At 61.8% G+C, this 25792-nt stretch carries 23 protein-coding genes and 1 pseudogene; 16 read left to right on the top strand and 8 right to left on the bottom strand.

Annotation, left to right across the window (positions count from 1 at the left end; all coding sequences use genetic code 11):
• Positions 1-2: 2 nt before the first annotated feature.
• From SB772_RS13965 to araD, 4 genes and pseudogenes are all read right to left on the bottom strand, one after another.
• Positions 3-1073 carry a LacI family DNA-binding transcriptional regulator gene (locus SB772_RS13965; protein WP_410833836.1) on the bottom strand — a complete coding sequence of 357 codons (1071 nt, stop codon included), beginning with the start codon at positions 1071-1073 and terminating at the stop codon, positions 3-5.
• 538 nt (positions 1074-1611) lie between these two features.
• A pseudogene (locus tag SB772_RS13960) lies at positions 1612-1953 on the bottom strand (MFS transporter); the annotation flags it as partial.
• A gap of 230 nt (positions 1954-2183) precedes the next feature.
• Entirely contained in the window at positions 2184-2918 is a 735-nt protein-coding gene (locus tag SB772_RS13955) for a ribonuclease activity regulator RraA (protein ID WP_410833835.1), read from the bottom strand.
• Positions 2919-2935: 17 nt separating this feature from the next.
• Positions 2936-4750 (bottom strand): L-arabinonate dehydratase, encoded by a 1815-nt coding sequence (gene araD, locus SB772_RS13950; protein WP_410833834.1) that lies wholly within the window; start codon positions 4748-4750, stop codon positions 2936-2938.
• Between the two features lie 605 nt (positions 4751-5355).
• Between araD and SB772_RS13945 the strand changes: the two genes are divergently transcribed.
• From SB772_RS13945 to SB772_RS13935, 3 genes are all read left to right on the top strand, one after another.
• Complete coding sequence (locus SB772_RS13945) at positions 5356-5670, top strand: hypothetical protein (RefSeq protein ID WP_410833833.1); 315 nt, start codon at positions 5356-5358, stop codon at positions 5668-5670.
• A 218-nt stretch (positions 5671-5888) separates the two neighbouring features.
• Positions 5889-6104 carry a hypothetical protein gene (locus tag SB772_RS13940; protein ID WP_410833832.1) on the top strand — a complete coding sequence of 72 codons (216 nt, stop codon included), beginning with the start codon at positions 5889-5891 and terminating at the stop codon, positions 6102-6104.
• A 218-nt stretch (positions 6105-6322) separates the two neighbouring features.
• Positions 6323-6568, top strand: coding sequence for a hypothetical protein (locus SB772_RS13935; RefSeq protein WP_410833831.1), 246 nt, complete (start codon positions 6323-6325; stop codon positions 6566-6568).
• 97 nt (positions 6569-6665) lie between these two features.
• On the opposite strand, the gene SB772_RS13930 is transcribed toward SB772_RS13935, so the two are convergent.
• Both SB772_RS13930 and SB772_RS13925 read right to left on the bottom strand, forming a co-directional pair.
• Positions 6666-7112, bottom strand: a complete 447-nt coding sequence (locus tag SB772_RS13930; protein ID WP_410833830.1) for a hypothetical protein — start codon at positions 7110-7112, stop codon at positions 6666-6668.
• Between the two features lie 224 nt (positions 7113-7336).
• Complete coding sequence (locus tag SB772_RS13925) at positions 7337-8026, bottom strand: DUF2968 domain-containing protein (protein WP_410833829.1); 690 nt, start codon at positions 8024-8026, stop codon at positions 7337-7339.
• Between the two features lie 155 nt (positions 8027-8181).
• Between SB772_RS13925 and SB772_RS13920 the strand changes: the two genes are divergently transcribed.
• The 5 genes from SB772_RS13920 to SB772_RS13900 all read left to right on the top strand — a co-directional run bounded on the left by SB772_RS13920 (position 8182) and on the right by SB772_RS13900 (position 14131).
• Positions 8182-9849, top strand: coding sequence for a TonB-dependent receptor plug domain-containing protein (locus SB772_RS13920; RefSeq protein WP_410833828.1), 1668 nt, complete (start codon positions 8182-8184; stop codon positions 9847-9849).
• Between the two features lies 1 nt (position 9850).
• Positions 9851-10381, top strand: a complete 531-nt coding sequence (locus SB772_RS13915; RefSeq protein ID WP_410833827.1) for a YfiR family protein — start codon at positions 9851-9853, stop codon at positions 10379-10381.
• Positions 10378-12279: a putative bifunctional diguanylate cyclase/phosphodiesterase gene (locus SB772_RS13910; RefSeq protein WP_410833826.1), complete on the top strand. Its 1902-nt coding sequence runs from the start codon at positions 10378-10380 to the stop codon at positions 12277-12279. Before SB772_RS13915 ends, SB772_RS13910 begins: the two co-directional genes overlap by 4 nt.
• Before the next feature lie 302 nt (positions 12280-12581).
• Positions 12582-12983, top strand: coding sequence for a hypothetical protein (locus tag SB772_RS13905; protein ID WP_410833825.1), 402 nt, complete (start codon positions 12582-12584; stop codon positions 12981-12983).
• 329 nt (positions 12984-13312) lie between these two features.
• Positions 13313-14131 (top strand): mechanosensitive ion channel family protein, encoded by an 819-nt coding sequence (locus SB772_RS13900; protein WP_410833824.1) that lies wholly within the window; start codon positions 13313-13315, stop codon positions 14129-14131.
• 105 nt (positions 14132-14236) lie between these two features.
• Here the strand turns inward: SB772_RS13900 and SB772_RS13895 are convergent, their stop codons facing one another.
• Positions 14237-14908, bottom strand: coding sequence for a DedA family protein (locus tag SB772_RS13895; protein WP_410833823.1), 672 nt, complete (start codon positions 14906-14908; stop codon positions 14237-14239).
• A gap of 315 nt (positions 14909-15223) precedes the next feature.
• Here SB772_RS13895 and mutL point away from each other — a divergent pair, with 315 nt between their 5' ends.
• Both mutL and miaA read left to right on the top strand, forming a co-directional pair.
• Entirely contained in the window at positions 15224-17260 is a 2037-nt protein-coding gene (gene mutL, locus SB772_RS13890; RefSeq protein WP_410833822.1) for a DNA mismatch repair endonuclease MutL, read from the top strand.
• A gap of 43 nt (positions 17261-17303) precedes the next feature.
• A complete protein-coding gene (miaA, locus tag SB772_RS13885; protein ID WP_410833821.1) occupies positions 17304-18251 on the top strand; it encodes a tRNA (adenosine(37)-N6)-dimethylallyltransferase MiaA in 948 nt (315 codons plus the stop codon).
• 907 nt (positions 18252-19158) lie between these two features.
• Here the strand turns inward: miaA and purM are convergent.
• The gene (purM, locus tag SB772_RS13880) at positions 19159-20214 is read right to left on the bottom strand and encodes a phosphoribosylformylglycinamidine cyclo-ligase (RefSeq protein WP_410833820.1); all 1056 of its coding nucleotides are present in this window, start codon (positions 20212-20214) and stop codon (positions 19159-19161) included.
• A gap of 94 nt (positions 20215-20308) precedes the next feature.
• On the opposite strand from purM, the gene SB772_RS13875 reads away from it, so the two are divergent.
• From SB772_RS13875 to SB772_RS13850, 6 genes are all read left to right on the top strand, one after another.
• Positions 20309-21385, top strand: coding sequence for an AI-2E family transporter (locus tag SB772_RS13875; protein ID WP_410833819.1), 1077 nt, complete (start codon positions 20309-20311; stop codon positions 21383-21385).
• 74 nt (positions 21386-21459) lie between these two features.
• On the top strand, positions 21460-22221 hold the full coding sequence (hda, locus tag SB772_RS13870) for a DnaA regulatory inactivator Hda (protein ID WP_410833818.1): 762 nt from the start codon (positions 21460-21462) through the stop codon (positions 22219-22221).
• Entirely contained in the window at positions 22214-22900 is a 687-nt protein-coding gene (locus SB772_RS13865; RefSeq protein ID WP_410833817.1) for an HAD family hydrolase, read from the top strand. The genes hda and SB772_RS13865 overlap by 8 nt, the downstream gene beginning before the upstream one ends.
• Entirely contained in the window at positions 22897-24480 is a 1584-nt protein-coding gene (gene pcnB, locus SB772_RS13860) for a polynucleotide adenylyltransferase PcnB (protein WP_410833816.1), read from the top strand. The genes SB772_RS13865 and pcnB overlap by 4 nt, the downstream gene beginning before the upstream one ends.
• 48 nt (positions 24481-24528) lie before the next feature.
• Complete coding sequence (gene folK, locus SB772_RS13855; protein WP_410833815.1) at positions 24529-25077, top strand: 2-amino-4-hydroxy-6-hydroxymethyldihydropteridine diphosphokinase; 549 nt, start codon at positions 24529-24531, stop codon at positions 25075-25077.
• On the top strand, positions 25074-25754 hold the full coding sequence (locus SB772_RS13850; RefSeq protein WP_410833814.1) for a deoxynucleoside kinase: 681 nt from the start codon (positions 25074-25076) through the stop codon (positions 25752-25754). Before folK ends, SB772_RS13850 begins: the two co-directional genes overlap by 4 nt.
• Positions 25755-25792 lie beyond the last annotated feature (38 nt).

The following is a 25792-nucleotide window of genomic DNA, read 5'->3' as shown; positions in this document are numbered from 1 at the left end:
AATCAGGTCGTCTCGCGTTCGACGATATGAAAGCCCACGTCGGTCACTTTGGTTCTGTCATTGCCCGCCAGCCGGTCCAGCAGGCAGCGCGCGGCAGTGAGCCCGATGCGCGTGCCGTCTACGCGCACCGTGGTCAGTTGCGGCGTGGTTTCGGTGGCGAATTCGAGGTCCCCGAAACCGCAGATCGACAACTGCGACGGCACACCGAGCCCAAGGCGCCGCGCCGCGCCGAGCACGCCGATCGCCAGCAGATCCGAGCCGCAGAATACGCCGTCCAGATGCGGCGCCTGCTCCATCAGTGTCGGCAACGCTGCCTTGCCGACGGCCACCGAACTCGGCGGCGACACCAGCACTTCAGCGATCTCGTGGATGCCCGCCTGAGCGAGCCGCTCGCGAAAGCCATCGCGGCGCGCAAGCGCGCGGTCGTCGTTGGCCGAGACGAGGCCCGGCGCGCGCAGCTTGCGCTGCAGAAAGTGTTCGGCCACCGCGACGCCAATCTGGTAATGCGAAAAACCGACCAGCATATCGATCGGCGTTTCGGTCATGTCCCACGTTTCGACGATCGGCATGCCGACGTTGCGCAGACGCTCGCGCAAGGATTCGGTATGCGCGACGCCGGTCAGTAGCACGCCTTCGGGACGCCGGCTCAGCACCGCGTCAAGCAGCGCCTCCTCGCTCGAATCGCTGTAGCCGCTCAGCGCCAGCAGCACCTGATAACCGGCACGCGACATCGTCTCGCTGAACACCTGGATCGTTTCGGAAAACAGCGAGTGAGCGATCGTCGGCACGATGGCCGCAATCAGCCGCGAGCGTGACGAGGACAAACCGCCAGCGAGACGGTTCGGCACAAAGCCGAGCTTCTGCACGACCTGCCTCACCCGTTCGAGCGTCTCGGGCGCGACGGTCTCGGGACGATTGAACACGCGCGACACCGTAATCGGCGCGACACCGGCCAACGCGGCGACGTCGGTGATGCGCAGCCCTTTGGGGCCACCGCGCAGGCGTTTGGCGGGCGCCGCCGCCGGCTCCGGCACATCAGGGCTGGCAGCGGTGCTCGGCTTGGGATTCGGCATGGTTCGCTAGCGGGAAATAACGGATCGCGCCTATTGTAGACCGCGCGCGGCGGCATACCGCGCGCGCTAGATCGCTCAGATTGGCCAGCTTCGGCGAATCATGGTGCAATCCGCGTCAGGCCAGTCCGCGATCGCGTCGAGAAATGTCGCATGCGTCTCCAGCGGCAGCGCGCGAAACGGATCGAACGCGGCTTCGGAGAGTGCGCATGCACGCTCGACCAGTTCGATCTCGCCGCTCGCGAATTGCGGCTCGTCGATCGCTTCGCCGGTAGCGGGATTGATCGCGCAGCAGTTTGCCTCTGCCGCGCACGGTGGATTGGCCGATCAGCATATCGCCGGTGATCTGCATGGAAGTTCCTCGTCAAATGGTGTATGCGGCGCGCAGAAAAGGCCGCGACGTGGCGCGGCTCAATGAATCAACGGGGATTCGTTCGGGGTTTGATCCGGGAATTCATTCGGTCGCCGGAACGTGGCTTTGCACGATGCGAGCGCCGCGATCGCGACGCAGGATCAGCAACGTGACGGCCGCGAACAGCAACAGACAGGTGAACATGGCCGCGTTCTGCGTGAAGGCGAGCAGCACCGTCACGACGCCCCACGTGAACATGATGCGCGCCATCCAGCGCGGCGCGCCGTACTTATGCAACAGCACATTGCTCGGCACTTCGAACAACAGGTATCCGATGAAGAACAGCGACGCGCCAAGCCCATAGGCCACTTCGGATAAACCGAGGCTGCCGAGCATCTGCAATTTGGCGAAGCTGATGTTGGAACGGTCGATATAGGCCACCAGATAAAGCAGCCCGAGCAGCGGCATCAGGCGAAGCGCCAGACGGTTGATCAAACGCGATTCGTCGATCGCCGGTTGCGTGATAGTCACTATGTCTCCTGTGTCGACCGGAGTTGCCGCTTTAGCGGCTTACTCCGGTCCCATGCAATTTATTGCGGTCGACCGGAGTTGCCGCTTTAGCGTATCGACCGGAGTTCGCGCTTTAGCGCGTTACTCCGGTCCTATGCAGAGCACTTACTCCGGTCCCATGCAATTTATTGCCCTAGCGCGCCGGGCGCACGAGTCTTTGTTATTCGTGGGATCGGAACCGCTTCGACGCGTTATTGTTTTTGTGCGCGCCATTGCGCGTAGGCGGCCAGCGTTTCCTCGTTCGGCGGATAGGTGCCGCGCAACGGCCGGCCTTCCTCGATACGCTGCGTGATGAACACTTCGAGCTGTTCCTGCTCGGTGGCGTCGCGCGCGACCTCGGCGGCCATTTCGCGCGGCACGATGACCACGCCGTCGACGTCGGCCACCACGATGTCGCCGGGATAGACCGGTACGCCGCCGCACGCGATTGGCACGTTCATGTCCACTGCGTGATGCTTCGCCAGATTCAGCGGCGCGCTCGCGCCGGCGCACCAGAGCGGCAAGCCCAGTTCAGCGATCGTGCCGCTGTCGCGCACCGGACCGTCCGACACCATGCCCGCCACGCCGCGCTTCGCTAGACGCAGCGCGAGAATCGAGCCGACCGATGCCACCGCGCGCTCGCCACGGCAGTCCTGCACCAGCACGCTGCCCGGCGGCGCACTCTCGACCGCTTTACGTTGCGGATGATCCGGGTCCTGAAAGACGCCGACGTGATCGAGGTCTTCGCGGGCGGGAATGTTGCGCAGCGTGAACGCCGGGCCCACGACGTTCGGCTTACCCGGTGCCGGCTTGACGAGCGGCGCGACGCCTTGCAGGAATACGTTGCGCAGGCCGCGCTTGAAGAGTTGCGTGGTCAGCGTCGCGGTGCTGACGTGGCGCAGTTGCTCCAGCGTTTCTTCACTGATGGTGATAGCGGATACGGTCATGAAAGGCTCGGAAGGCATTAGTGAATTTCGGGCTCGGTACGTTGGGCGGCGGGCGCGTCGCCGGTCGCCTGCTCCGTTTGACCGGAAGGTGTCTGCGGCGGCTGCGCAGCCGATTTCACGGGCTCTTCAAGAAAGTCGAAATCGCAACCCTTGTTCGCCTGCGTGACATGCAACTGATGCATCACGCCGAAGCCGCGCTCGAACGGCCGTTTGGGCGGCTGCCATGCGGCCTTGCGCGCGGCGAGTTCGGCATCGCTCACTTCCAGACACAGGCGGCGGCCATGCACATCCATTTCGATCATGTCGCCGTCCTTCACCAACGCAAGTGGTCCGCCGACAAACGATTCCGGCGCCACGTGCAGCACGCACGCACCGTAGCTCGTGCCGCTCATGCGCGCGTCGGAAATGCGCAGCATGTCACGCACGCCCTGCTTCAGCAGCTTCTGCGGAATCGGCAACTGGCCCCACTCGGGCATGCCCGGTGCGCCCACCGGTCCCGCGTGTTGCAGCACGATGACGGAATCGGCGGTGACCTCCAGTTCTTCGGAGTCGATGCGCGCGGCCATGTCGGCGTAGTCCTTGAACACGACGGCGCGACCCCGGTGCTTCAGCAGATGTGCTTCCATTGCCGCCGGCTTGATCACGGCGCCGTCCGGCGCGAGATTGCCGGTGAGCACGGCAAGACCGTCACTCGCGACGAGCGGATTGTTGCGCTTGCGGATCACATCGTCGTTAAAGATTTCCGCGCCCGCGATGTTTTCGCCAAGGGTCGAACCGTTGACCGTCATCTGCGAGCCGTCGATCAGCTCGCCCAGCTCGACGAGCAGTGCGCGCAGGCCGCCTGCGTAGAAGAAGTCTTCCATCAGGTACTGGCCGGCCGGACGCAGATTGCCGAGCACGGGCGTGATGCGCGCGAGTTCGTCGAAGCGCGCCGTCGTCAGATCGATGCCGGCGCGGCGCGCTACAGCTACCAGATGAACAATCGCGTTGGTCGAGCCGGACATCGCCAGCACCGTGGTGACAGCGTTATCAAATGACCTGGCGGTGAGAATGTCCGACGGCTTCTGATCGGTCCACACCATCTCCACGATCCGCTGGCCGGTGAGCGACGCAAACTGCGCGTGCCGCGAATCGACTGCGGGGATCGACGAGAAACCGGGCAGGGTCAGCCCGAGCGCTTCAGCGGCGCTCGTCATCGTCGATGCCGTGCCCATCGTCATGCAGTGGCCGGGCGAGCGCGCGATGCCGCTCTCGATACCCTTCCACTCCTCTTCGGTGATCTTGCCGGCGCGCAATTCGGCCCAGTATTTCCAGGTGTCCGAGCCGCTGCCGAGCGTGCGGCCGTTCCAGTTGCCGCGCAGCATCGGGCCGGCCGGCAGATAGATCGCCGGCAGATTCATGCTGATCGCACCCATCAGCAGGCCGGGCGTGGTCTTGTCACAGCCGCCCATCAGCACACAGCCGTCGAACGGGTAGGACTTCAGCAGTTCCTCCGTCTCCATCGCGAGGAAGTTGCGATAGAGCATGGTGGTCGGCTTCTGGAACGGCTCGGCAAGCGTCATCACCGGCATTTCGACCGGGAAGCCGCCGGCCTGCCAGATGCCGCGCTTCACTTCTTCTACGCGCTGCTTGAAATGCGTGTGGCAGGAGTTGATCTCGCTCCACGTATTGACCACGGCAATCACCGGCTTGCCCATATAGTCCGACGCGTGGTACCCCATTTGCGCCGTGCGTGAGCGATGGCCGAACGAGCGGAGGTCGTTCACGCCATACCAGCGGTAGCTGCGCAACTGTTCAGGTGTTTTGCGGTTCGATGACACTGACGTCTCCATGGTAGCGCTACCATACTGCTGCGCAAAAAACGCTGTCGTCCAGCGTTTGAATTTTTCGAATGGTATCGCTACCATCGGTGTGCGTCCTCTAGGGATTCCACTTAGAAGCGCTAACACAATGAAGGCCGAAGTTGCCGCCAGCAGATGATGCTGGCAGGCGATTTCCATGAGCGCTTCGTGGATGAAGGCGCGGCGTTTGAAGCGAGCGCGCAGATGCGTGAAGTTATGAAACCAGCCAATCGAGCGTTCCACGACCCAACCCGTTTTGCCCCAGTCCGTTGCTATGAGGCTAGCCGATATAGGGTTTACACCGATCTAAATACGCAAAAGACACGCCGTAATACATGCTGACTTCATCCATGCCGTGACGGCGAGTCGGACATGAAAATGCAAACGTTTGCCCAAAAACTGTGGCTGCCATTGCTCCAACGGCTTGTCTGTCTGACCGCGACCACGGGATTCGACGCATGGTTGTTGCGTCAGGTGCATCGAACGACCATAGCGTCGGTACCCAATCGCAATAGCGGGTTTTAAGGTGGCCCAGGAGACGCGATTCTAAATGCTTCGGGCTGACATCCTTATCAGCCCGCTGAGGAAAGTCCAACATGTTCGACGCCGAAATTGCCGCGACGCTCCTGAACCGATGGGACCGTAAACATGCGTACCCAGGAGACCAGTCACCGCTGGACCTCTTGCAGGAAGGCAAGTTGCATTTCAGGCATGAAGGCGGCGATGTCCACGCAGAAGATACTGCAGTAGACCGGCGGCTTCGCGTTGAATGCCTGACGTTCGCTGACGGCTCCCGTGCCTTGCGCGTCACCGACGCGGGTGGACAAAGCGGCTGGACGCGGTGGACGGCTGCCGAGCCGGTGTCAAAGCGCGAAATGAGCCCACGTATAGGCCATGTTGACATCTCGTAGTCTCATTCTGCGTTGGCTTTTGGTCCTCGCCTACGTCCTGATGGTGATATGGCTCAACTATTTGTAGCGCGCGTGGCATCACAGCCGATACCCGAGCGCCGCCAACGTCGCGCCGGGTGATGTAAAGGCCACGATGTATTCCGAACGAGGTGTCGGCTCCGGAACGACGACAGCCGATGTGACATTCCAGATTTAGAGGATCACGGAGGGAAACGAACATGAACACAGTAAAGACCGAGATCGGGCAACTGGAGAAGGCGCTGAACGCGCTGGTTCGTCGCCCGCGACTTATCCTTCGTGACTACTGGATATCGCAGATCGAGGGCCTGCTAGGACGTCCCGGTCTGTCGGTGCAAGATCGACAACGACTCCGCGCGCTGCTCGACCTGCTCGGCACTCCCGTCGCGGAATGTAGTGTGCTGGTACCGCAGTGACGAGCGCCGCAAAGCTTTTGAGTGCCAGTCACGACAAGCAAGGATAGTTTTCTTCGAAACCGATCGTCGTCACGGCACGCGCATTGATTCCCTGAACATGCCTGCCGCAACTGCGTCAATTGCTGCTGGTGTCACAGGTCAGAAACTCGCGGACAACGTTGCGCGCCGTCAGGCGTCGTCGCGTCGGCTGATTGCCTGCAGCGTCCGCGCGATTATTTATGGCGAACGCGTCTATTGAGCTTTCGGAAGTCAACATGTTTAACGAGTCGAAATACGTATCGCTGTTATACGAACAGGGCCTGGACCAGTGGACGCGCGCCTGGTACCACGAAGCCGTCGAAGCGAAATTTATCCGCCCGCCGTATTATCCCGACCCTCTGATCATGAGGCGTCTGCGGGGCTATTTCGATGCCGGCCTGTCGCCCGCCGATGCCGCCCAGGCGTGCTTCGGCCGCAAGCATTAAGGTAGCCCGGCGATTGCTTCCATATCGGTAGCCATGCCTGTGCTAAATGCAGAAAACGACCTGAACAATTCGGCGCATAGCTAACCCACAACACTCATCACGCCCGCATGTGCGCCACCCCGACCGGCATCTTGCAAGCACTGCTCCCCAGGCCAGATTTGCTCTGCCTGGCGAGCGTCGTCCGTTCCGCCGATTCCTCGGCGGGTTGCGAGACTTCGTCGAGAATGGGTTCTGCGATCGCGCCCCTGGCAAACCTGTCGAGGGCATGCCGATGACGCACGCGCAACGGGACTGCAGCGACGATTGCGTCGTGCCGCCACCAGACGTCATCACTGCACTCAAAAACCTCTACATCGTTTCGAGCGCACTCGCGCAGCGCGGCACTTACGCTCAGGAAATCCGGGATTCTCAATGGCGGACAATGGCCCAACGGGCTCAAGAGGCAAAAACGGCGCTCGACCAGCATGGTGAGAGACCTGAAACGCATGCGCTTGTGCTGCTTCGACAGATGACAAACGCATGCCAGCGGCTTGTCGACCGGCACGCGGCCCGCCAGGAGATTCCCTTCGCCGTATGGCGCGAAGTGGGCAGGCTTGGACATGACGCTTACGAGTGGGCCAATCTGAGCGCGCCCCGCCGGCGAGTTGCCGACGCATGACGCCCGCGCGATTCATGCCGGCGTACCGTGCCGGGCTCAAAGCGGCCCATGAACACAACCCCGCGCCGCGAATCGGACGGGGTCGTGTTCCTGCAGGAGCCGGCTGAAAATCAGTGTAAGCCCGCCAGGCCGCTTTCCAGCTGACTCTGAAGTACGCGGACCTGCCGCTGCGCGGCGCGCAACTGGTCCTGCGCGGCGGCCTTCTGTTGTGCAAGCGCGACGGCTTCGGCACGCGTCTGTTGCTGCTGGCTGTTGACGATGCTCTGCTGCTGACGCGCTACATCGAGGTCAGCCTGCAGGCGGTTCGCACGATCCTGCGACAGCGCAATCCTCCGCTCGGTGAACGCCTTCTGTGCCTCGAGCCGCGTGCGGCGAAACTCGACGTCGGACAGCTGCAACGTCTGGCGCACAAAATCCTTGTAGATCATGTCGGCACGCGTTGCGTCCTGCGTCTTGATCACGCGCCAGAAATTCTTTTGCTGGAACAGCGCGACGTAGTACGTCATCTCCTTGCCGTAAAACAGCAGGCTCGCGCCATAGCTGCCGTTGTACGTCGTGCGCAGCTCGCTGAGGTCCGAACCGCGGATCATCTGTTGCAGCTCGGCGACGTTGCCGGCGGCGGATTGCTTCGCTTCATCCGCTGTCAGCACACCGGCCTGCCCCTGCTGTTCTTGCGTCGTGGCCAGCAGTGCCGTCGTCGCGCCAGGCTGGGCAACGACGATGGCAGCGTTCGCGCCGCTGTCCGGCAAAGTCTGCGCATCCACACGCTCCACGGCCCCCATCGCAACGAATGCGGTCATGGCGAGCTTCCGGGCAAAAGACAGTTTCATATGTTTGCCAACCTCTCATATCGATAGCAACGAGCAGGCCCAATCGCCAACCCAACTGACGAAGCGAACCCCTGGTCACCTGTTAACGGCAATGTCTCGGGAATGTTGAGACGACAAACGGGAAATTGACCGGAAAATCGAAGTGTGTCGGGTTCAACTGGCGAGCATTCGGGGAGCCGTCGTTATCGGCGTTGGCCCAGTCCGTACACGCCGTCGACGTTTCAGTTGAACGCCTCACTCAAGAATGCGGCTCTTGGGCCGATAAGAAGAAGGGAAGAGCCGCCTTTGCGCGCGAGTGCTGGGTAAAGAAATCCCCAATGTATTGTTTGTGTGAACCTTCGTGCGTTTTCCCGCGCGTTTTGCGCATTGCGATGCTAGCCAGTGCCTGTATGGCAGGATGGCCAGCCGACGCACGGCCTGCGACCGACCCCGTTCAGAGCAACGACTCTACGCAACATGCAGACGCGGATCTGGCCGCGCTCCCGCTCGAAGACCTGATGCAGGTAACGGTCAGCACGGCCAGCCGACTCGATCAGCCCATCTCCGATGCGCCTGCTGCTGTCGTCGTCCTGACGGCAACGGACATCCGGGATTTTGGCTGGAGAACGCTCGCCGACGCGCCGGCCTCGCTGCCCGGGCTCTATGTCAGCTATGACCGGGATTACGCCTATCTCGGGGCGCGCGGCTTCCAGCGCCCAGGCGACTACAACAGCCGGTTCCTGCTTCTGGTCGACGGCGTGCGGATAAACGACGCCGTGTACGACCAGGCCCCGATCGGTACGGATTTCCCGGTCGACATGGACATGGTCGAGCGTATTGAATACGTGCCGGGCCCAGGGTCGGCGGTATACGGTTCAAACGCGCTGTTTGGCGTCGTCAACGTGATTACCAAAACCGGGAAGACCCTTCAGGGGCCGCAGGTGGCGGTTGCCGCAGGCAGCTTCGGCGAGAAACGGGCGCGCGCAAGCTATGGCTGGCATGGCAGTAACGGCGCAGACGTGGTGCTTTCGGCGAGTTCTTACGTCAGGAGCGGACAGGACCTCTACTACCCGGAATTCGACACAGCGGATCAGAACCACGGCGTTGCGCAAGGTTTGGACTACGACCGCGCCCAGAACTTCCTTGCGAAGTTTGCGTATGGCGATTTCGGGCTCAGCATGGCCTACGGGAACCGGACGAAGGGCGTACCGAACGCCCCGTACGGCGCGATTTTCGACACGCCTGATAGCACCACCGATACCCACAGCTTTATCAACGGCTCGTTTCACCATGCTGTGAACGACGGGTTGCAGGTGTTCCACTATGACATTCACGACCTGATTTCAGAGACGATGGCCCCGTCCGGGCTCTACGTCTTCGAGAACTTGAATCGCGCGAACGCGAACGGCGCAGAACTGAGCTATGAACAAAGATTCGCCGGCGACGCGAGAATACGCGCCAGTTACTCATGGCAGATCGCTCGCGACAGTTACTCCGGTGCAGTCCTGCAGAACTCGCCCAGAAACCTGGCGAAGCTGAACCTCCTGCTGCCCGTCTTCGAAAACGTGGCGCGCATTGGCACGGAGATTCAATGCGTATCGAGCCGCCTCGCGGAACAGGGGCATGCGGCCGGCTATTGCCTCGGCAACGTGACCATTGGAAGCTCGCGTCTCATCGATCATGCGGACGTGTCCTTCTCCGTCTACAACGTGGCCAATGCACGGTATGCGGACCCCGCCAGCCCTGGTTTCACGCAGGACGTCATAGCCCAGCAAAGCCGGGAATTCCTGGTCAAGCTGGTGTACGGGTTCTGAAATGCCGTTCGCCCGCATCCTTTGCTCTGCAAGCGCCCGCACCTTCGTTATCTGGGCGCTTATAACCGGATTGGTTTACGCGCAGGCGGATGAGTCGGAATTGAAGGCAGCTTATATATTCAACTTTACCCAGTTCACCACATGGCCTGCGGGAAGTCTGTCTGACGCCGCCCTATTTGTCTGTGCGAACAGGGACAGCTATCTTGGCGGCGCGCTCTCGAAACTCGACGGCCGAACTGTCGGCGGCCGAGCGTGGTCCGTCATTCCTCTACCGTCGAAGAGCGGCCAGAGCAGATGCAATGTCATCGTGCTGGAAAACGAGGAGCAAATGTCTCATGCGGCGAAAGAAGTTGTCTCGCCGGACCAGCCCGTTCTGGTCATCAGCGACTTTGACGCCGGCGACCGCACTGCCGTCATCCGTTTGTTCATTGATGAAAATCATCTCCGTTTCGACATAGATAACCAGCTGGCGCTGCGCCTACACCTGTCGCTCAGCTCCAAGCTGCTTCGCCTTGCAAGGAATGTCTTATGACGTCCCATGACGAACAGGCACCCAGTCTGACGCGCGCCCTGGGGCGCCTGAACATTGTTGGCATTGCAATCGCGCTGCTGATTTCCAGCGCGGGGCTGCTGGCCTACCAGGCGCTGTCGTTACGAGCCGCGCTTGCCGCTGACGCGCGTTTGCAGGCGGCTATGGTCTCGGCAAATATCACCGCGTCGCTGATGTTTCACGATGAGCAGGCCACCAGCGAGATGCTCCGACCACTTGGCAACGTGCCGTATATCGAGAGCGTCGCGGTGTTCAATGCGAAGGGCAGCGTTCATGCGCGGTATGCCAGGGCAGGAATCCCCGCACATGAGGCTAACGAAGCGACGCTCGCAAGCAACTTCGCGCAGAACCACTTTTCCCTCAACGATGTTTTCGTCGCCAATCCTGTCATCCACGACGGTGAAGTCCTTGGTATGGTGGTGCTTGTCGCGAGCACTGAAGGCATGGTTCGAGAGCTTTGGCAATATGCCGGCTTTCTCCTGTCAGCTTGTATATGCGCGCTCTGTGTATCGTCCGTCGTCACGTCACGCATGAAGGCGCGTGTCCTGAAGGCGGAGAGGGAACTCGAATACCTCGCGCATACGGACCCCCTCACGGATTTACCAAACCGCAGGGCGTTCTACGACGAACTGGCAGCCCGCCTGGGACCAGGGGCAGATGGACGCGCGCAGGTGACCCTGGTGTTGATCGACCTCGATGACTTCAAGACTGTTAACGACACCTTGGGCCATGGCGCTGGGGACGAACTGCTGCGCTTCGTCGCCTCCGCGCTACGCGACGCAGTTCGCGAGACAGACATCGTGAGTCGCATTGGCGGTGACGAATTTGCGGTGCTTGCGATTGACGACGCCGACCGCGCCGGAAGCCGCCGCACCGCCGAGCGCATCACCAACGTGCTCGCGCGGCCGTTCGAGCTGCATGGAGGTAGCGTTCCGGTGACGGCAAGCGTCGGATTCAGTCGGTTTCCTGACGATGCCACCGACGTTGCATCACTCGTCAGCAGCGCGGATATTGCGCTGTATGCGGCGAAAAGCGGGGGCAAGAATGTCGCTGTCGAGTTCAGACCGCAGATGACGCAGGATGCCCAGCGACGCGCGCGGCTCGAGCGCGAACTGCGGGAAGCGATTGAGTGCGATGCACTCGAGGTGGCCTACCAGCCTCAATTCGATTGTCAGACAGGACAACTTGTAGGCGTAGAAACTCTTGCGCGATGGAACCATTCATCGGAAGGCAGCATTTCGCCGGCGGAATTCATCCCGATTGCAGAGAACAGTGAACTCATCGTTGCGCTGGGAAGATGGGTTATGCGGCGCGCCTGTCACGATGCCGCACGATGGAACGCCAACGCGCGCAATCGCGCAAGTGTCTCGGTCAACGTATCGGCGAGGCAACTTCGAGAACCCGGATTTCAGCGCGATGTTCTCGAGGCGCTAAAGGATAGTGGCTTGCCCGCCAACATGCTGGAACTCGAGCTTACCGAAAGTCTGCTCATGGCCAACATGTCAGTCGCGGTGCACGTGATGACGCAACTGCGCGCCCAAGGCATCCGGCTGTCCATCGACGACTTCGGGACCGGTTACTCTTCACTGTCCTATCTGCAGTCGTTCCCGCTCAACCAGCTCAAGATCGACCGCAGCTTCGTCAGGGCACTGCCGCGCGCAGGACAGCCGATCGTTACCGCCATCATCTCGATGGCGCACAGCTTTGGCCTCACTGTCGTCGCCGAAGGCGTTGAATACCCTGCGCAACTCGCCTGGTTGTCCGAGGCAGGATGTGACGTCGTTCAGGGCTTTCTGACGGGCCGTCCGATGTCTTTCGCGGGAATAGCAGAGGCCATGCGCGCAAACGATGGAGCCGCCGTCGTTGCCGATGGCGGCTGACCACGCGCGCGCGGGATAAGTCCGCTGCCGCGAAGCGCCTCTCAAGTAGGCATCGTCGTTTCGGCCTGGTACGGTATGTTCCTACAGTCCGATTCAAACGCACGCATGCTGACAGAAGCGCTGTCTGACAGCACATCAGCGCCACCAAGGACAATACAACGGACTCCGAACGTCGATATTTATTGAGACGTAAAGACGTGCAATGATCGCCGCCGTTCCGCGATACACGCTGCAACGCTGCAACGCTGCGTGAGCGGCCGCTTTGGCAACGCCGCAGATTCCTGCGCTTTCATTCCGTCGACATGACCAATTTTCTGTTCGATCTCGTCTCGAACCTGGTTTTTCTAGCGATCGTACTGGTCGCGTGCCGTCTGTGCAACCGGCTCATTCCCGGCGCCACGCTCAATGGCGCGCATGTTTTCGTCGCACTGGCGTCGGCCGCCTGGCTGCTCGATGCGGCACTCACCTTTCTGGTGTTCGCCGATGCGCAAAACCACTACGGCAAGTTCAGTACATCGTCCGCATTTTTTGAGCGCGCCGGTGCGTATGCGCTTGCAGCCGTGGCCGCATTGGCCTGGGGGTATGTAGCTCGCCGCACGCGGCCCGCCAAAGCGAAAGCCGGTGACACCTTGACCATCCGCAGCTCCCCCTATTCCGAATCGCATCTGCCGATGCAACCCGACGCGCAGCCCTCAGCACGATAATTTGCCAGCGGCGACGCCGCTCGCAAGAAAGCACGCTGAGGCGAGGCCAAGGGAAACCCCAACACCATAGCCGCAAGCGCGACAACAACCACTACAAGCTCACAGGCACGCCTGGTTCAATCGGTTCGACGTGGAGCCGCCGTACCGTCCGCTTTCTCCAGCCAGGCAATCCGCATAACAGACAGGAACGGTCCTTGCGTATGCGAGAGCGGTCACCTATAACTCCCGAAGACCGCGTGTCGCTGTTTAGCCCGTTGCCAGGGCATTTGCCGCTGTATTGCACCACCTCCGTTCAATCAGTCGAAGGCAATTTAACCAACGAGGACATCTTGGATCTCGAAACCGTACGCGTGTTCATCATGACCCGGGGCATCGATCTCGGCACCAAGGTAGTCGGCGCGATCGTCTTGTGGATCGTCGGCCGCTGGATTATTGGCCTGATCACCGGCATGCTCCGCAAGCTGCTGGCGCGCAATGGCCGCGTCGATTCCACGCTGGCGCATTACCTCGGCTCGATTCTCGGCGCCCTGCTCAACCTGCTGCTGATCCTTGCGATTCTGCAGGTGTTCGGAGTCCAGACCACCTCGTTCGCCGCGTTGCTCGCCGGTCTCGGTCTCGCGATCGGTACCGCGTGGGGCGGCTTGCTCGCGCACTTCGCAGCGGGCATCTTCATGCAGGTGCTCAGGCCTTTCAAAGTCGGCGATTTCGTCATGGCGGGGGGAGTGACCGGCACGGTCTCCGAACTCGGCCTGTTCGGCACGACCATCGTGACGCCCGACAACGTGACGACCATCGTCGGCAACAACAAGATCTTCTCCGACACGATCTCGAACTACAGCGCGCTGCCGGTGCGGCGCGTCGAGTTGACCGCGAAGATCGCCAACGGCGTCGATCCAACGGACGCGATGAGCCGGCTGAAGGCGGCCGTGACGAAGATTCCGAACGTTGTCGAAAGTCCCGCGCCAGACGTCGAGGTACTGAGCTTCACGCCGGAAGGTCCGTTGTTGTGCGTGCGGCCCTACACGAACAACAGCAATTACTGGCAGGTCTATTTCGACACCAATCGCGCGATCATTCAGACCTTCAAGGATGCCGGCTATCCGACACCGGAAACACCGCTTGCGCCGCGCACAGTGGCCTCGCAGTGATCTGGGAGGCTGCCTGAGCGAAGGGTTTCTCTGCAATGGTATGAAAACGGCGTCGCGAGATTCGCGACGCCGTTTGTTCGTCTGGGCCACACACAATCGGAAGTGTCAGCGGCTGTTCGTCTTGGCTGCGTTCTTGCGCGTCACCTTCCACAGCGCGCCTAGCAGAACCGGCACCACTGCGGCGCCGATCCCCACCAGCACGATCACATTCAGGTACTGACGAATGAACGGAATGTTGCCGAAGAAGTAGCCGAGCAACACCAGCAACAACACCCACAACAGCGCACCGGCGATGTTGAAAAGCTGAAACCGGCTCACCGTCATCTGCGAGGCGCCGGCGACGAACGGTGCGAAAGTCCGCACCACCGGGATGAAACGCGCCAGCACGATGGTCTTGCCGCCGTGCTTCTCGTAGAAATCATGCGTCTTTTGCAACGCGGTGCGGTCAAGGAAGCGCTCCAGAAAAGGTATGTGCGAATTGAACACCCGTGGACCGATGACCCGCCCGATCATGTAATTGACCGTATTGCCCGAGACCGCCGCCATAAGCAGCAGCACGATCAGCAAACCGATATTCATTGCGCCGGCCGCGCAAAAAGCGCCTCCGATGAACAGCAGCGAATCACCCGGCAGAAACGGCAATACGACAAGCCCGGTTTCGCAAAACACGATCAGAAACAGCACCGCGTAGACCCAGGCGCCGTACTGGTGGATGAAGATTCCCAGAAACTTGTCGATGTGCAAGACAAGGTTTGCGAACTGCAGCAGCGTGTCCAAAAAGCGTCCTTTATATAGAGCGAATGTGTGAGAGAGGCGAGAACGGCCGTGTTAGCGGGCCCGCGAGCGATGCGCGGCGAGCGCAAGCTTACCGCGGGAAATTGACCGCGTCATGATACCGAAAGTGCCCGGAAGCGATTAAAAATCTGTGGCGGGTAAGCGACTTCGATTCCGTGCGGCGGGTTGGATGCCACGCTTTCCCACCCATAAAAGTCTTACGGCTACGAGGTCGCGTCGCTCGAGGCGCTGGACCACTCAGTTCACGGTATTCGGCCCGCGTCCGGTCCCTACGCGCCGAATCGCTATAATTTCGCCATGTCCGAATTCTCCGAAACGCCCGCCGACACCAACGCCCCGGCCGCAGCGCTCGCCGCCGCGTCCGTCCCACGCCTGTTGCGGGCGATCCAGCCCCTTCCCGACCAGCTGATCAGCCAGATTGCTGCCGGCGAAGTGGTCGAGCGGCCGGCTTCGGTGGTCAAGGAGTTGCTGGAAAACGCGCTCGATGCCGGCGCGCAGACCCTGCGCATCGTGCTCGACGAAGGCGGCGTCAAACGCATCTCGATCACCGATGACGGCTGCGGCATCCCCCAAAGCGAACTGGCGCTCGCGCTGATGCGTCATGCGACCAGCAAAATCCGCTCGCTCGCCGAACTCGAGGCCGTTGCCACGCTGGGTTTTCGCGGCGAGGCGCTGGCGTCGATTGCGTCGGTCGCGGAGATGTTCATCACGAGCCGCACCGCCGATGCACCGCACGCCGTGCGCATCGATGCACAAACCGGTGTGCTGAGCCCCGCCGCCGGCACCCAGGGCACCACGATCGAAGTCCGCGAGCTGTACTTCAACACGCCCGCGCGCCGCAAATTCCTGAAAAGCGAGCAGACCGAACTCGGCCATTGTCTCGAGCAGATTCGCCGTGCCGCGTTGGCACGGCCAGACGTAGCGATTTCGGTACTGCATAACGGCCGCGCGGTCGAACACTGGAACGCCAGCGAGCCGCCTGCGCGGGTCGCGAAAATTCTCGGCGAAACCTTTGCGACGGCGCATCTGCCGCTCGACGAATCGGCCGGACCGCTTGCCGTCTATGGCTGCGCCGGCCTGCCGACCGCGAGCCGCGGACGCGCCGACCAGCAGTATTTTTTCGTCAACGGCCGTTTCGTGCGCGACAAGCTGCTCACCCATGCCGTGCGCGCCGCGTATGAAGACGTGCTGCACGGCGACCGGTATCCGTCCTATGTGCTGTTTCTCGATCTGCCGCCTGAAGCGGTCGATGTGAACGTGCATCCGTCGAAGATCGAAGTGCGGTTTCGCGATTCGCGCTCGATTCACCAGTTCGTGTTCCACGCGGTACAGCGCGCGTTGGCGCGGCATGCGGGCGCGTCGCCGGAAACCACGGCGGGCGGGCATGCGGCTCACCTCGAAGCCGCGGCGGGCAGTCCGGCTTCGTTTGGCGCAACGCCGCTCGGAGGCGCGGGTGCCGGCGGCTTCGGCGCGGGCACGGGCGCTGGCGCTGGTGCAGCTGGTCTCGGTGGTGGATTCGGATCTCAGCAGCCAGGCAATACGTGGATGCGGCAGGCGCGCATGACGCAGGGCACGCTGCCGGTTGCGCAACCGCTGGCCTTTTACGACGCGCTGTTCGGCCGTAGAGACACGAACGCCGGCACCGCCGACGGCGCGACGCTCTTCGAGGCGCGCGACTCCGCGGCCGAAGGGCCGTCGCCGTATAACGCGTCCGCCCCTTATACAACCCCCGATTTTCACGCATCCGACGAGCAACCGCTCGGTTTCGCGCTCGGCCAGATTCACGGCATCTATGTGCTTGCGCAGAATGCGCATGGGCTGGTGATTGTCGATATGCACGCCGCGCACGAGCGCATTCTGTACGAGCAGTTCAAGAACGCGCTGTCGGATCGCACGATTGCCGTGCAGCCGCTGCTGATCCCGCAGACCATGCAGGCTGATCCGATCGAAATCGGCACCGTCGAAGAAGAGCGCGACACGCTCGACGCACTTGGCTTCGACCTCGCCGTGCTGTCACCGACCACGCTCGCGATCCGCGCAGTGCCGGCCCTGCTGAAAGACGCCGATCTGCAGGCGCTCGCGCGCGCGGTCCTGACCGACTTGCACGCGTTCGGCGGCTCGCGTGTGCTGACCGAGCGCCAGCACGAACTGCTCGGCACACTGGCGTGCCATCACGCGGTGCGGGCGAACCGGCGTTTGACGCTCGATGAAATGAACGCACTGCTGCGGCAGATGGAAGCGACCGAGCGCGGCGACCAGTGCAACCACGGACGTCCGACCTGGTATCAGTTGACACTGTCCGATCTCGATCGGCTGTTTATGCGCGGGCAATGAGGGTGAGCCTGGTTACATTTCTTCCGCGCGCGCCGGCTGACCTATGACTTCACGTATTCCCACGCCGGTCCCCTGCCTGCTGGGCCCGACCGCGTCCGGCAAAACCGCTGCCGCGCTGGCGTTGGCTGCACGGCGGCCGGTGGAAATCATCAGCGTCGACTCGGCGCTGGTTTATCGCGAGATGGACATCGGCACCGCGAAGCCGACGGCGGCAGAACGCGCGCTGGCGCCGCATCATCTGATCGATATTGTCGATCCGGCTGACGCCTATTCAGCGGCGGATTTTCGCACCGACGCGCTGCGCCTGATCGGCGAGATTAGTGCTCGCGGACGGGTACCGTTGCTGGTCGGCGGGACCATGCTGTACTACAAGGCGCTGACGCAGGGTTTGAACGACCTGCCTGCCGCCGATGCCGACGTGCGGGCGACGCTCGACGCCGATGCCGCGCGCGAAGGCTGGCCGGCTATGCATGCGCGGCTTGCCGCGGTCGACCCTGTTACTGCTGCGCGCCTCGCGCCGAACGATTCGCAGCGGATTCAGCGTGCGCTCGAGGTTTTTATGCTGACCGGGCAGGCGATGTCTGTTTTGCTGGCGGCGCCCCCACGCCTTGATGCTGCTGTGCAGGCTTGGCGGTTTTTGCCGATTGCGCTGGAGCCTTCTGACCGGAGCTTGCTGCATGCCCGCATCGAGCGGCGGTTCGATGCGATGCTGGCTGATGGGTTCGTCGATGAAGTGGCGAGGTTGCGCGAGCGCGGGGATTTGTCGCCGGAGATGCCGTCGATGCGGTGTGTCGGATATCGGCAGGTCTGGGAATATCTCGATGGTGTGGTCGACTATTCGACCATGCGGGATAAGGGGGTTTTTGCTACCCGGCAATTGTGTAAGAGGCAGCTCACGTGGCTGCGGGCGATGCCTGAGAGGGTTGTTGTGGATTGTTGTGATGCTGGCGCTACCGCGCGGGTTGTTAGTGTTGTTGATGAGTTAATTTGAGGTTTTTTCTTGCGGGGCGTTATTTGGTTGTTTGCCTGCGGCGGTGGCTCTTTCTTGGTTTTTTTTTGCCTTCCCCGGCTGGTTGTGTCTGTTTGCCTACGGCGTTGCCTTTCCTTGTTTTGTTATTGGTCTATTAGCGTTCCCCCTGTGCGGGGGGCACCTACTTTTCTTTGCCGGCCGCAAAGAAAAGTAGGCAAAAGAAAGCGGCTCAAACCGCTAATTCTTAAGCGGGTCCCCTGGCTTGGAGGGGGCAGTGGAGCATCTGGAATCGGTGCTCTCGCGCACTCCGCGCTGGTGACAAGGCAGTCATACTTCCGGCGGCGCTGCGCGCGCCGACGCGGTACTTCTCAAAACCGATGGGTCGTACGCGCTTCCCGCGTCATCCTTCCTGCCTCGCACTGCGTGTTCGCCGGAATGGTTTGCCAGAGAAACCATCGGCTTCGCCTCGGCGCCGAAGTGGTTTGCGGTTTGCTGGAGAAGTAACGCCCGGCGGTTTATTCGGCGGGACGCAGAATATTGCTACGGCTTTAGAAGTACCGCGGCGGTCGCCTTAACGCGGCACGGAAACGGCCAGATGGCTTCGTGAAGTAACGCAAGTGCCGAAACCGCCGGCCGGTTTGATGAAGTACCGCGTCGGTGCGCGCAGCGCCGCCGGAAGTATGACTGCCTTGTCACCAGCGCGAAGTGTGCGAGAGCACGGATTCCAGATGCTCCACTGCCCCCTCCAAGCCGGGAGACCCGCTTAAGAATTAGCGGTTTGAGCCGCTTTCTTTTGCCTACTTTTCTTTGCGGCCGGCAAAGAAAAGTAGGTGCCCCCCGCACAGGGGGAACGCTAATAGACCAATAACAAAACAAGGAAAGGCAACGCCGTAGGCATACAACCAAAGCACCGCAAAGGCAAAAACCTTTAAACCACTACAGTCTGAGCCTCACCAACCGCGCTCTCGCGAATAACCCCGATCTTCCAGACCTGCTCGCCGGCGGCAGCCAAAATCCCAATAGCCGCATTTGCATCAGCAGCAGAAACAACAACAGCCATTCCGATCCCGCAATTAAACACCCGATGCATTTCGGCATCAGCCACACCGCCATGCTTCTGTAACCACGAGAACAACGGCGGCAACGGCCACGCCCGATGATCCAATTCAGCTGTCAACCCTTCACGCAAAACCCGCGGAATATTCTCAACCAGCCCACCGCCGGTGATATGCGCCATCCCCTTCACCGCGACCTGCTGCATCAACGACAGCAAAGGCTTCACATAAATATGCGTAGGCGCCATCAATGCATCAGCCAACGACCGCCCATCGAAATCCGCATTCAAATCAGGCTGAGCCCGCTCGATAATCTTCCGCACCAGCGAAAAACCATTCGAATGAATCCCGCTGGAAACCAACCCCAGCACAACATCACCCGGGGCAATCGTGCTGCCGTCGATAATCTTGCTCTTTTCGACCGCGCCGACCGCAAAACCGGCCAGATCGTACTCGCCGTCCGGATACATGCCCGGCATTTCAGCCGTCTCGCCGCCGATCAGCGCGCAACCGGCCAGTTCGCAGCCATGCGCGATACCCTTGACGACCGTCGCCGCAGTGCCGACGTCCAGCTTGCCGCATGCGAAATAATCGAGGAAGAACAGCGGTTCGGCACCCTGCACGAGAATGTCGTTGACGCTCATCGCCACCAGATCCTGGCCGACCGTGTCATGCTTGTTCAATTGAAACGCCAGCCGCAGCTTGGTGCCGACGCCGTCGGTGCCCGACACGAGCACCGGCTCGCGGTATTTCTTCGGCACCTCGAAGAGCGCGCCAAACCCGCCGATGCCACCCAGCACACCGTCGCGCATCGTCTTTTTGGCAAAGGGCTTGATCGCGTCGACAAGGGCGTCGCCCGCGTCGATGTCCACGCCGGCGTCGCGATACGACAAACCTTGGGCGTCAGGGGCGGATTTCGGTTGATTCATGGGGAAGAGCGAGAAGGTCGGTAAAATGCGATTTTACCCGATGCCGGCCGGTTGGCTGGACTTTCACCCGCGCCAACCACCTAGGAAACTCATTTTGCAGCAAACCTCGTCGATTTTGACGCCCGTCCAGCGCCGCGCCTTCATCTGGCTAGCCATCGCGCTGGGCGTCGGCATTCTGCTCTGGCTACTGAGCCCGGTCCTCACGCCATTCCTGCTCGGCGCGATTCTCGCGTACATTCTGCAGCCGGGCGTCGCGTGGATGGTACGCCGGCGCGTGCCGCGCGTGCTCGCTGCCTTGCTGATGATGCTGCTGTTCTCGCTGATAATGACGCTGCTCGTGTTGCTGGTGCTAGCCGTCGTCCAGAAGGAAGGTCCGCAGTTGAAGCAGCAGGTACCGGTACTGTTCGCGCACGTCAGCGCGTGGCTGCAACCGAAACTCGCCCTGCTTGGCCTCGCCGATTCGCTCGATTTCGCCAGCATCCGCGATCTCGTCATGGGGCAACTGGAAGGCAGCGCGCAGACCGTCGCGCGCTATGCGTGGACCTCGATCCGCACCAGCGGCAACGTGATGATCACGGTGATCGGCAACGTCGTGATGGTGCCGCTCGTGCTGTTCTATCTGCTATACGACTGGAACCACATGCTCGCGCGCATGCAGATCGTGGTCCCGCGCCGTTGGCTCGACAAGACTCTGCAACTCGCGCGCGACATGGACCAGATGCTCTCGCAATACCTGCGCGGCCAGTTGCTCGTGATGGCGGTGCTCGCGGTGTTCTACGCGGTCGCGCTGTCCATCGCCGGCTTCGAGATCGCGCTACCGGTCGGCATCTTTACCGGTCTCGCGGTGTTCATCCCGTACATCGGTTACGCAACCGGTCTGGCGCTGGCGCTGCTCGCGGCACTGCTACAGTTCGGCGATTGGTACGGCTTCGGCGCGGTCGCGGTGATTTACGGCGTCGGCCAGATTGTGGAGAGCTTTTTTCTCACGCCGCGTCTGGTCGGCGAACGGATCGGCCTGCACCCGCTCGCGGTTATCTTCGCGTTGCTCGCGTTCGGTCAGCTGTTCGGCTTTTTCGGCGTGCTGCTTGCGCTGCCGGTCTGCGCGATTCTGTCGGTGGCGATGCGCGAGTTGCGTCAAAGCTACCTGACGAGCACGCTTTACAACAACTGACTGCGCATTGACTATTTTTGGCCCGACGTACGGGCCATTTGCGGCCTTAGCCTCATTTTCGGCATTAACCTACTGTGCTTCGTCAACTGACGCTCGATCTCGGCACCCCACCGCCATCGACATTCGACAATTTCTTCGCCGGCGCCAACGCCGAGCTGGTCACGCGGTTGCGCGAGCTGGATAACGCGCTCGCGGCCGGTCCGGTGGCCGATCGCACCTTCTACATCTGGGGCGAAGCCGGCAGCGGCCGCACCCATCTGTTGCAGGCGCTCGTCCATGAAGCGCCGCCGGGTCATGCACGCTATGCCGGCCCGCAAAGCAGTCTCGCCGCCTTCACATTCGACCCGCGCGTCGCGCTGTATGCGATCGACGATTGCGACGGCTTGTCCGCGGCGCAGCAGATCGCCGTATTCAACCTGTTCAACGAAGTGCGCGCACATCCGACCAGCGCGCTGGTCGCCGCCGGCAGCGCCGCGCCGATCGGCATGACGGTGCGCGAAGATCTGCGCACGCGCCTCGGCTGGGGCCTCGTGTTCCACCTCGCGCCGCTGCCGGACGACGGCAAGGCCGCGGTGCTGAAGCACGCTGCGCGCGAACGTGGCATTGCACTCGCCGACGACGTCCCCGCCTACCTGCTCACGCATTTTCGCCGCGACATGCCGAGCCTGATGGCGCTGCTCGACGCGCTCGACCGCTTCTCGCTCGAACAGAAACGCGCGGTCACGCTGCCGCTGTTGCGCACCATGCTGGCGTCGCCCGACGCCGACGAGCGGCGCACGCCGCCCGCCTCGTCCGCGTCACCCGCCGCTTCAAGTAAAATAGGCCCCCATGGCTAATCTCGCACTCTTCGACCTCGATCACACGCTCATCCCCACCGACAGCGACCACGAATGGGGCCGCTTCATGGTGAAACACGGCATGGTCGACGCCGACAATTTCGCCCGTGAAAACGACCGCTTTTTCGCCGACTACAAGGCCGGCAAGCTCGACATTCACGCCTATCTGATCGCCATGCTCACGCCGCTCGCGAAATACACGCGCGCGCAGCTTGCCGACTTTCACGCGCAGTACATGCACGAAGTCATCAAACCGGCGATCTTTCCCGTCGCACTGGAACTGGTCAAGCAGCATCGTGAGGCAGGCGATCTCTGCTGCGTGGTCACCGCCACCAACGAGTTCATCACCCGCCCGATCGCGCAGGCCTTCGGCGTTCAGGCACTGATCGCCTGCGAAGCGGAAACCGTCGACGGCCAGCCGCATTCGCCGTACACCGGCCGCCCCACCGGCACGCCGAGCTACAAAGAAGGCAAGATCGTCCGTACCGAGGCATGGCTCGCGTCGCTCGGCAAGACCTGGGCGGACTTCGAGCACAGCTATTTCTATAGCGACTCGCACAACGACATCCCGCTGCTCGAAATGGTCACCGATCCGATCGCGACCAATCCCGACGACACATTGCGCGCCCATGCGCAGGCCAAAGGCTGGCGCATCCTCGAACTCTTTCAATCCACGTGATCAAAAAATTTATCCGCAAGCTATTCGGCCAGGACTCGGCGCCCGCTGACGACACCGCGCCCGCCGAAGCCGAAGCCGACGAAACCGGCAACGCATTGGCGCACACCACGTCCGGCGCAGCCAAAGCGCGCCGCAAACCGGCGCGCCCCGCTGCCAAAACCGTACGCGATCCCGATGTGCCGGTCATCATTCCGCACGACGTCCACGGCATCGATCCCTCGCTGATTTCGAGGAACGCCATTCGTGTCACCGAAGGTTTGCAGCAGGCCGGCCACCGCGCGTTCATTGTCGGCGGTGCGGTACGCGATCTGCTGCTCGGCATCGCACCGAAAGACTTCGACGTCGCCACCGACGCCACACCCGAGCAGGTGCAGAAGCTGTTCCGCCGCGCGCGCATCATCGGCCGCCGGTTTCAGATCGTGCACGTGCAGTTCGGTCAGGAAATCATCGAAACTTCGACGTTCCGCGCGCTGGTCGATCTGCCCGCGGCCGACGCCGCGCCGCCACGCCGCCTGAAGCGCGACGAACTCGATCGCCGCACGCACGCCGTGGACGCAAGCGGTCGCGTGCTGCGCGACAACGTCTGGGGCGAGCAACACGAAGACGCCACGCGCCGCGACTTCACGATCAACGCGATGTACTACGATCCGGCCACGCAAACCGTGCTGGACTATCACCACGGCATGGCCGACATGCGCGCGCGCCTGCTGCGAATGATCGGCGACCCGTCCACGCGCTATCGCGAAGACCCGGTGCGGATGCTGCGCGTGGTGCGTTTCGCCGCGAAGCTCGACTTCGAAATCGAAGACGCGACTCGCGCGCCGATCGCCAGAATGGCCGATCTGATCAACAACGTGCCCGCCGCGCGCCTGTTCGACGAAATGCTCAAGCTGATGCTGTCGGGTCACGCGCTCGCCTGTTTGAAGCGGCTGCGCCAGGAAGGCCTGCATCACGGCCTGCTGCCGCTGCTCGACGTGGTGCTCGAACAGCCCACCGGCGAGAAATTCATCACGCTCGCGCTCACCAACACGGATACCCGCGTGCGCGCCGGCAAACCGGTGTCGCCGGGCTTCCTGTTCGCCACGCTGCTGTGGCACGACGTGCAGCAACGCTGGCAGCAATTTGAAGCAAACGGCGAATATCCGGTGCCCGCGCTGCATCGCGCGATGGACGAAGTCCTCGACATGCAAACCGAGAAACTCGCGATCCACAAGCGCTTCTCGTCGGATATGCGCGAGATCTGGGGTCTGCAGCTGCGCCTCGAGAAACGCTCGGGCCGCAGCGCGCTGAAGGTGCTGGAACACCAAAGATTTAGAGCGGGGTATGATTTCCTCCTGTTACGCTGCGAATCGGGCGAACTCGATGAGTCGGTCGGCGCATGGTGGACGGAGTTCATCGAAGGGGACGTCGTCGCGCGCGAGACATTGCTCACGCAAGGCGGGAAGGACCGAAGCCCGAGAAAACGACGGCGGCGCAGCAGTGGCGCCAGAAACCGCAAAACGGGTGACGGAACGGAGGGCGGCACGCCAGCCGAACGCACAGTCAACGAAGCGGGTCATCACGGCTCACACGAAGACTGAAACAGCGTTGGCTGAAGCCGTCGAACAAAAGTCGCAGGAAGTTATGCCATGACGGTTGCTTATCTCGGCCTCGGCGCGAATCTCGGGGACGCGCGCCAGACCCTGAAAGACGCGGTGGTGTGCCTCGCACAACAGCACACCATCACCGTGCTCGCCAAGTCGAGCTTCTATCGCACTGCCCCGATCGACGCGGGCGGCGACGATTATTACAACTGCGTCGTGAAGGTCGACACGACGCTCCCCGTCCGCCATCTGCTCGCGCTATGCCACAAGATCGAGCATCAGTTCGGCCGTGAGCGGCCGTTTCGCAATGCACCGCGCACGCTGGATCTGGACATCCTGCTATACGGCGATCAATCGATCGACGAAGCCGATCTGATCGTGCCGCATCCGCGTCTGATCGAACGCGCTTTTGCACTCGTGCCGCTCGTCGAAATCGATGCGGCGCTGATCATCCCGCAGCATGGCCGCGCCGATGCGCTGCTTGGCAGCGTTGCCGATCAACGTATCGAAAAGGTCAAATCGCCCTGTCAGTGCCCGATGCTCAATGCATTGGCTGCCGACACCGGCGCCGCGGACAAAGGCCGTTGCGAATGAACACGCCGCCGCTCACCGTCACTCCGCCGCACCTGCGCCCGCCAGTCGGCTATCTCGCGATTGAAGGACCGATCGGCGTCGGCAAAACGTCGCTCGCGCGGCGCCTGGCCGCGCGCTGGTCGATGCACGAACTGTTCGAGCGGCCGCAGGACAATCCCTTTCTTGAACGCTTTTATCGCGACACCGCGCGTTATGCGCTGCCCACACAATTGCATTTCGCATTGCAACGCGCGCAGCAGGCACAAGAAGTTGCCGCAGTGCATCTGTCCGGCACGCCGCTGATCGCCGATTTCATCACGCAGAAGAACGACATCTTCGCGCGCCTGACGCTACAGGAAGACGAGTGGCAGTTGTACCGCGCCCTCGCCGCACGGATCGACGTGAGTGCGCCGGCGCCGGATTTCGTGGTCTATCTGCAAGCCAGTCCCGAGGTGCTGTTCGCACGCATTCAGAAGCGCGCGGTGCCGATGGAATTGCAGATCTCCGACGCTTACCTGCACGCGCTGTGCGACGCATACAACGAGTTTTTCTATCACTACGACTGCACGCCGGTGCTGACGGTCAACGCCGAACATCTGAATCCGCTCGACTCGGACGCGGACCTTGCGCTACTCGCCGATCGCATCGAAACCATGCGCGGCCGCAAGGAATTTTTTGTCAAAGGCACGTCGCTGTAAGCAGCACGGGCTCCTCTTCTTTCCCAACGGATTGTCCC

Source organism: Paraburkholderia sp. SIMBA_030, from assembly GCF_046535245.1.
Classification (GTDB): Bacteria; Pseudomonadota; Gammaproteobacteria; order Burkholderiales; family Burkholderiaceae; genus Paraburkholderia.
The sequence above is the reverse complement of the archived record's forward strand: the minus strand, read 5'-3'. Positions and strand labels throughout refer to the sequence as shown.

Excerpts from the sequence above, each read along its gene's own strand:
- purM (WP_410833820.1), bottom strand. The coding sequence starts at position 20,214 with ATGAATCAACCGAAATCCGCCCCTGACGCCCAAGGTTTGTCGTATCGC.
- miaA (WP_410833821.1), top strand. The coding sequence starts at position 17,304 with ATGACTTCACGTATTCCCACGCCGGTCCCCTGCCTGCTGGGCCCGACC.
- mutL (WP_410833822.1), top strand. The coding sequence starts at position 15,224 with ATGTCCGAATTCTCCGAAACGCCCGCCGACACCAACGCCCCGGCCGCA.
- SB772_RS13905 (WP_410833825.1), top strand. The coding sequence starts at position 12,582 with ATGACCAATTTTCTGTTCGATCTCGTCTCGAACCTGGTTTTTCTAGCG.
- SB772_RS13945 (WP_410833833.1), top strand. The coding sequence starts at position 5,356 with ATGTTCGACGCCGAAATTGCCGCGACGCTCCTGAACCGATGGGACCGT.
- SB772_RS13865 (WP_410833817.1), top strand. The coding sequence starts at position 22,214 with ATGGCTAATCTCGCACTCTTCGACCTCGATCACACGCTCATCCCCACC.
- SB772_RS13850 (WP_410833814.1), top strand. The coding sequence starts at position 25,074 with ATGAACACGCCGCCGCTCACCGTCACTCCGCCGCACCTGCGCCCGCCA.
- SB772_RS13915 (WP_410833827.1), top strand. The coding sequence starts at position 9,851 with ATGCCGTTCGCCCGCATCCTTTGCTCTGCAAGCGCCCGCACCTTCGTT.
- SB772_RS13940 (WP_410833832.1), top strand. The coding sequence starts at position 5,889 with ATGAACACAGTAAAGACCGAGATCGGGCAACTGGAGAAGGCGCTGAAC.
- SB772_RS13955 (WP_410833835.1), bottom strand. The coding sequence starts at position 2,918 with ATGACCGTATCCGCTATCACCATCAGTGAAGAAACGCTGGAGCAACTG.
- araD (WP_410833834.1), bottom strand. The coding sequence starts at position 4,750 with ATGGAGACGTCAGTGTCATCGAACCGCAAAACACCTGAACAGTTGCGC.
- SB772_RS13910 (WP_410833826.1), top strand. The coding sequence starts at position 10,378 with ATGACGTCCCATGACGAACAGGCACCCAGTCTGACGCGCGCCCTGGGG.
- SB772_RS13925 (WP_410833829.1), bottom strand. The coding sequence starts at position 8,026 with ATGACCGCATTCGTTGCGATGGGGGCCGTGGAGCGTGTGGATGCGCAG.
- folK (WP_410833815.1), top strand. The coding sequence starts at position 24,529 with ATGACGGTTGCTTATCTCGGCCTCGGCGCGAATCTCGGGGACGCGCGC.
- SB772_RS13965 (WP_410833836.1), bottom strand. The coding sequence starts at position 1,073 with ATGCCGAATCCCAAGCCGAGCACCGCTGCCAGCCCTGATGTGCCGGAG.
- SB772_RS13935 (WP_410833831.1), top strand. The coding sequence starts at position 6,323 with ATGGCGAACGCGTCTATTGAGCTTTCGGAAGTCAACATGTTTAACGAG.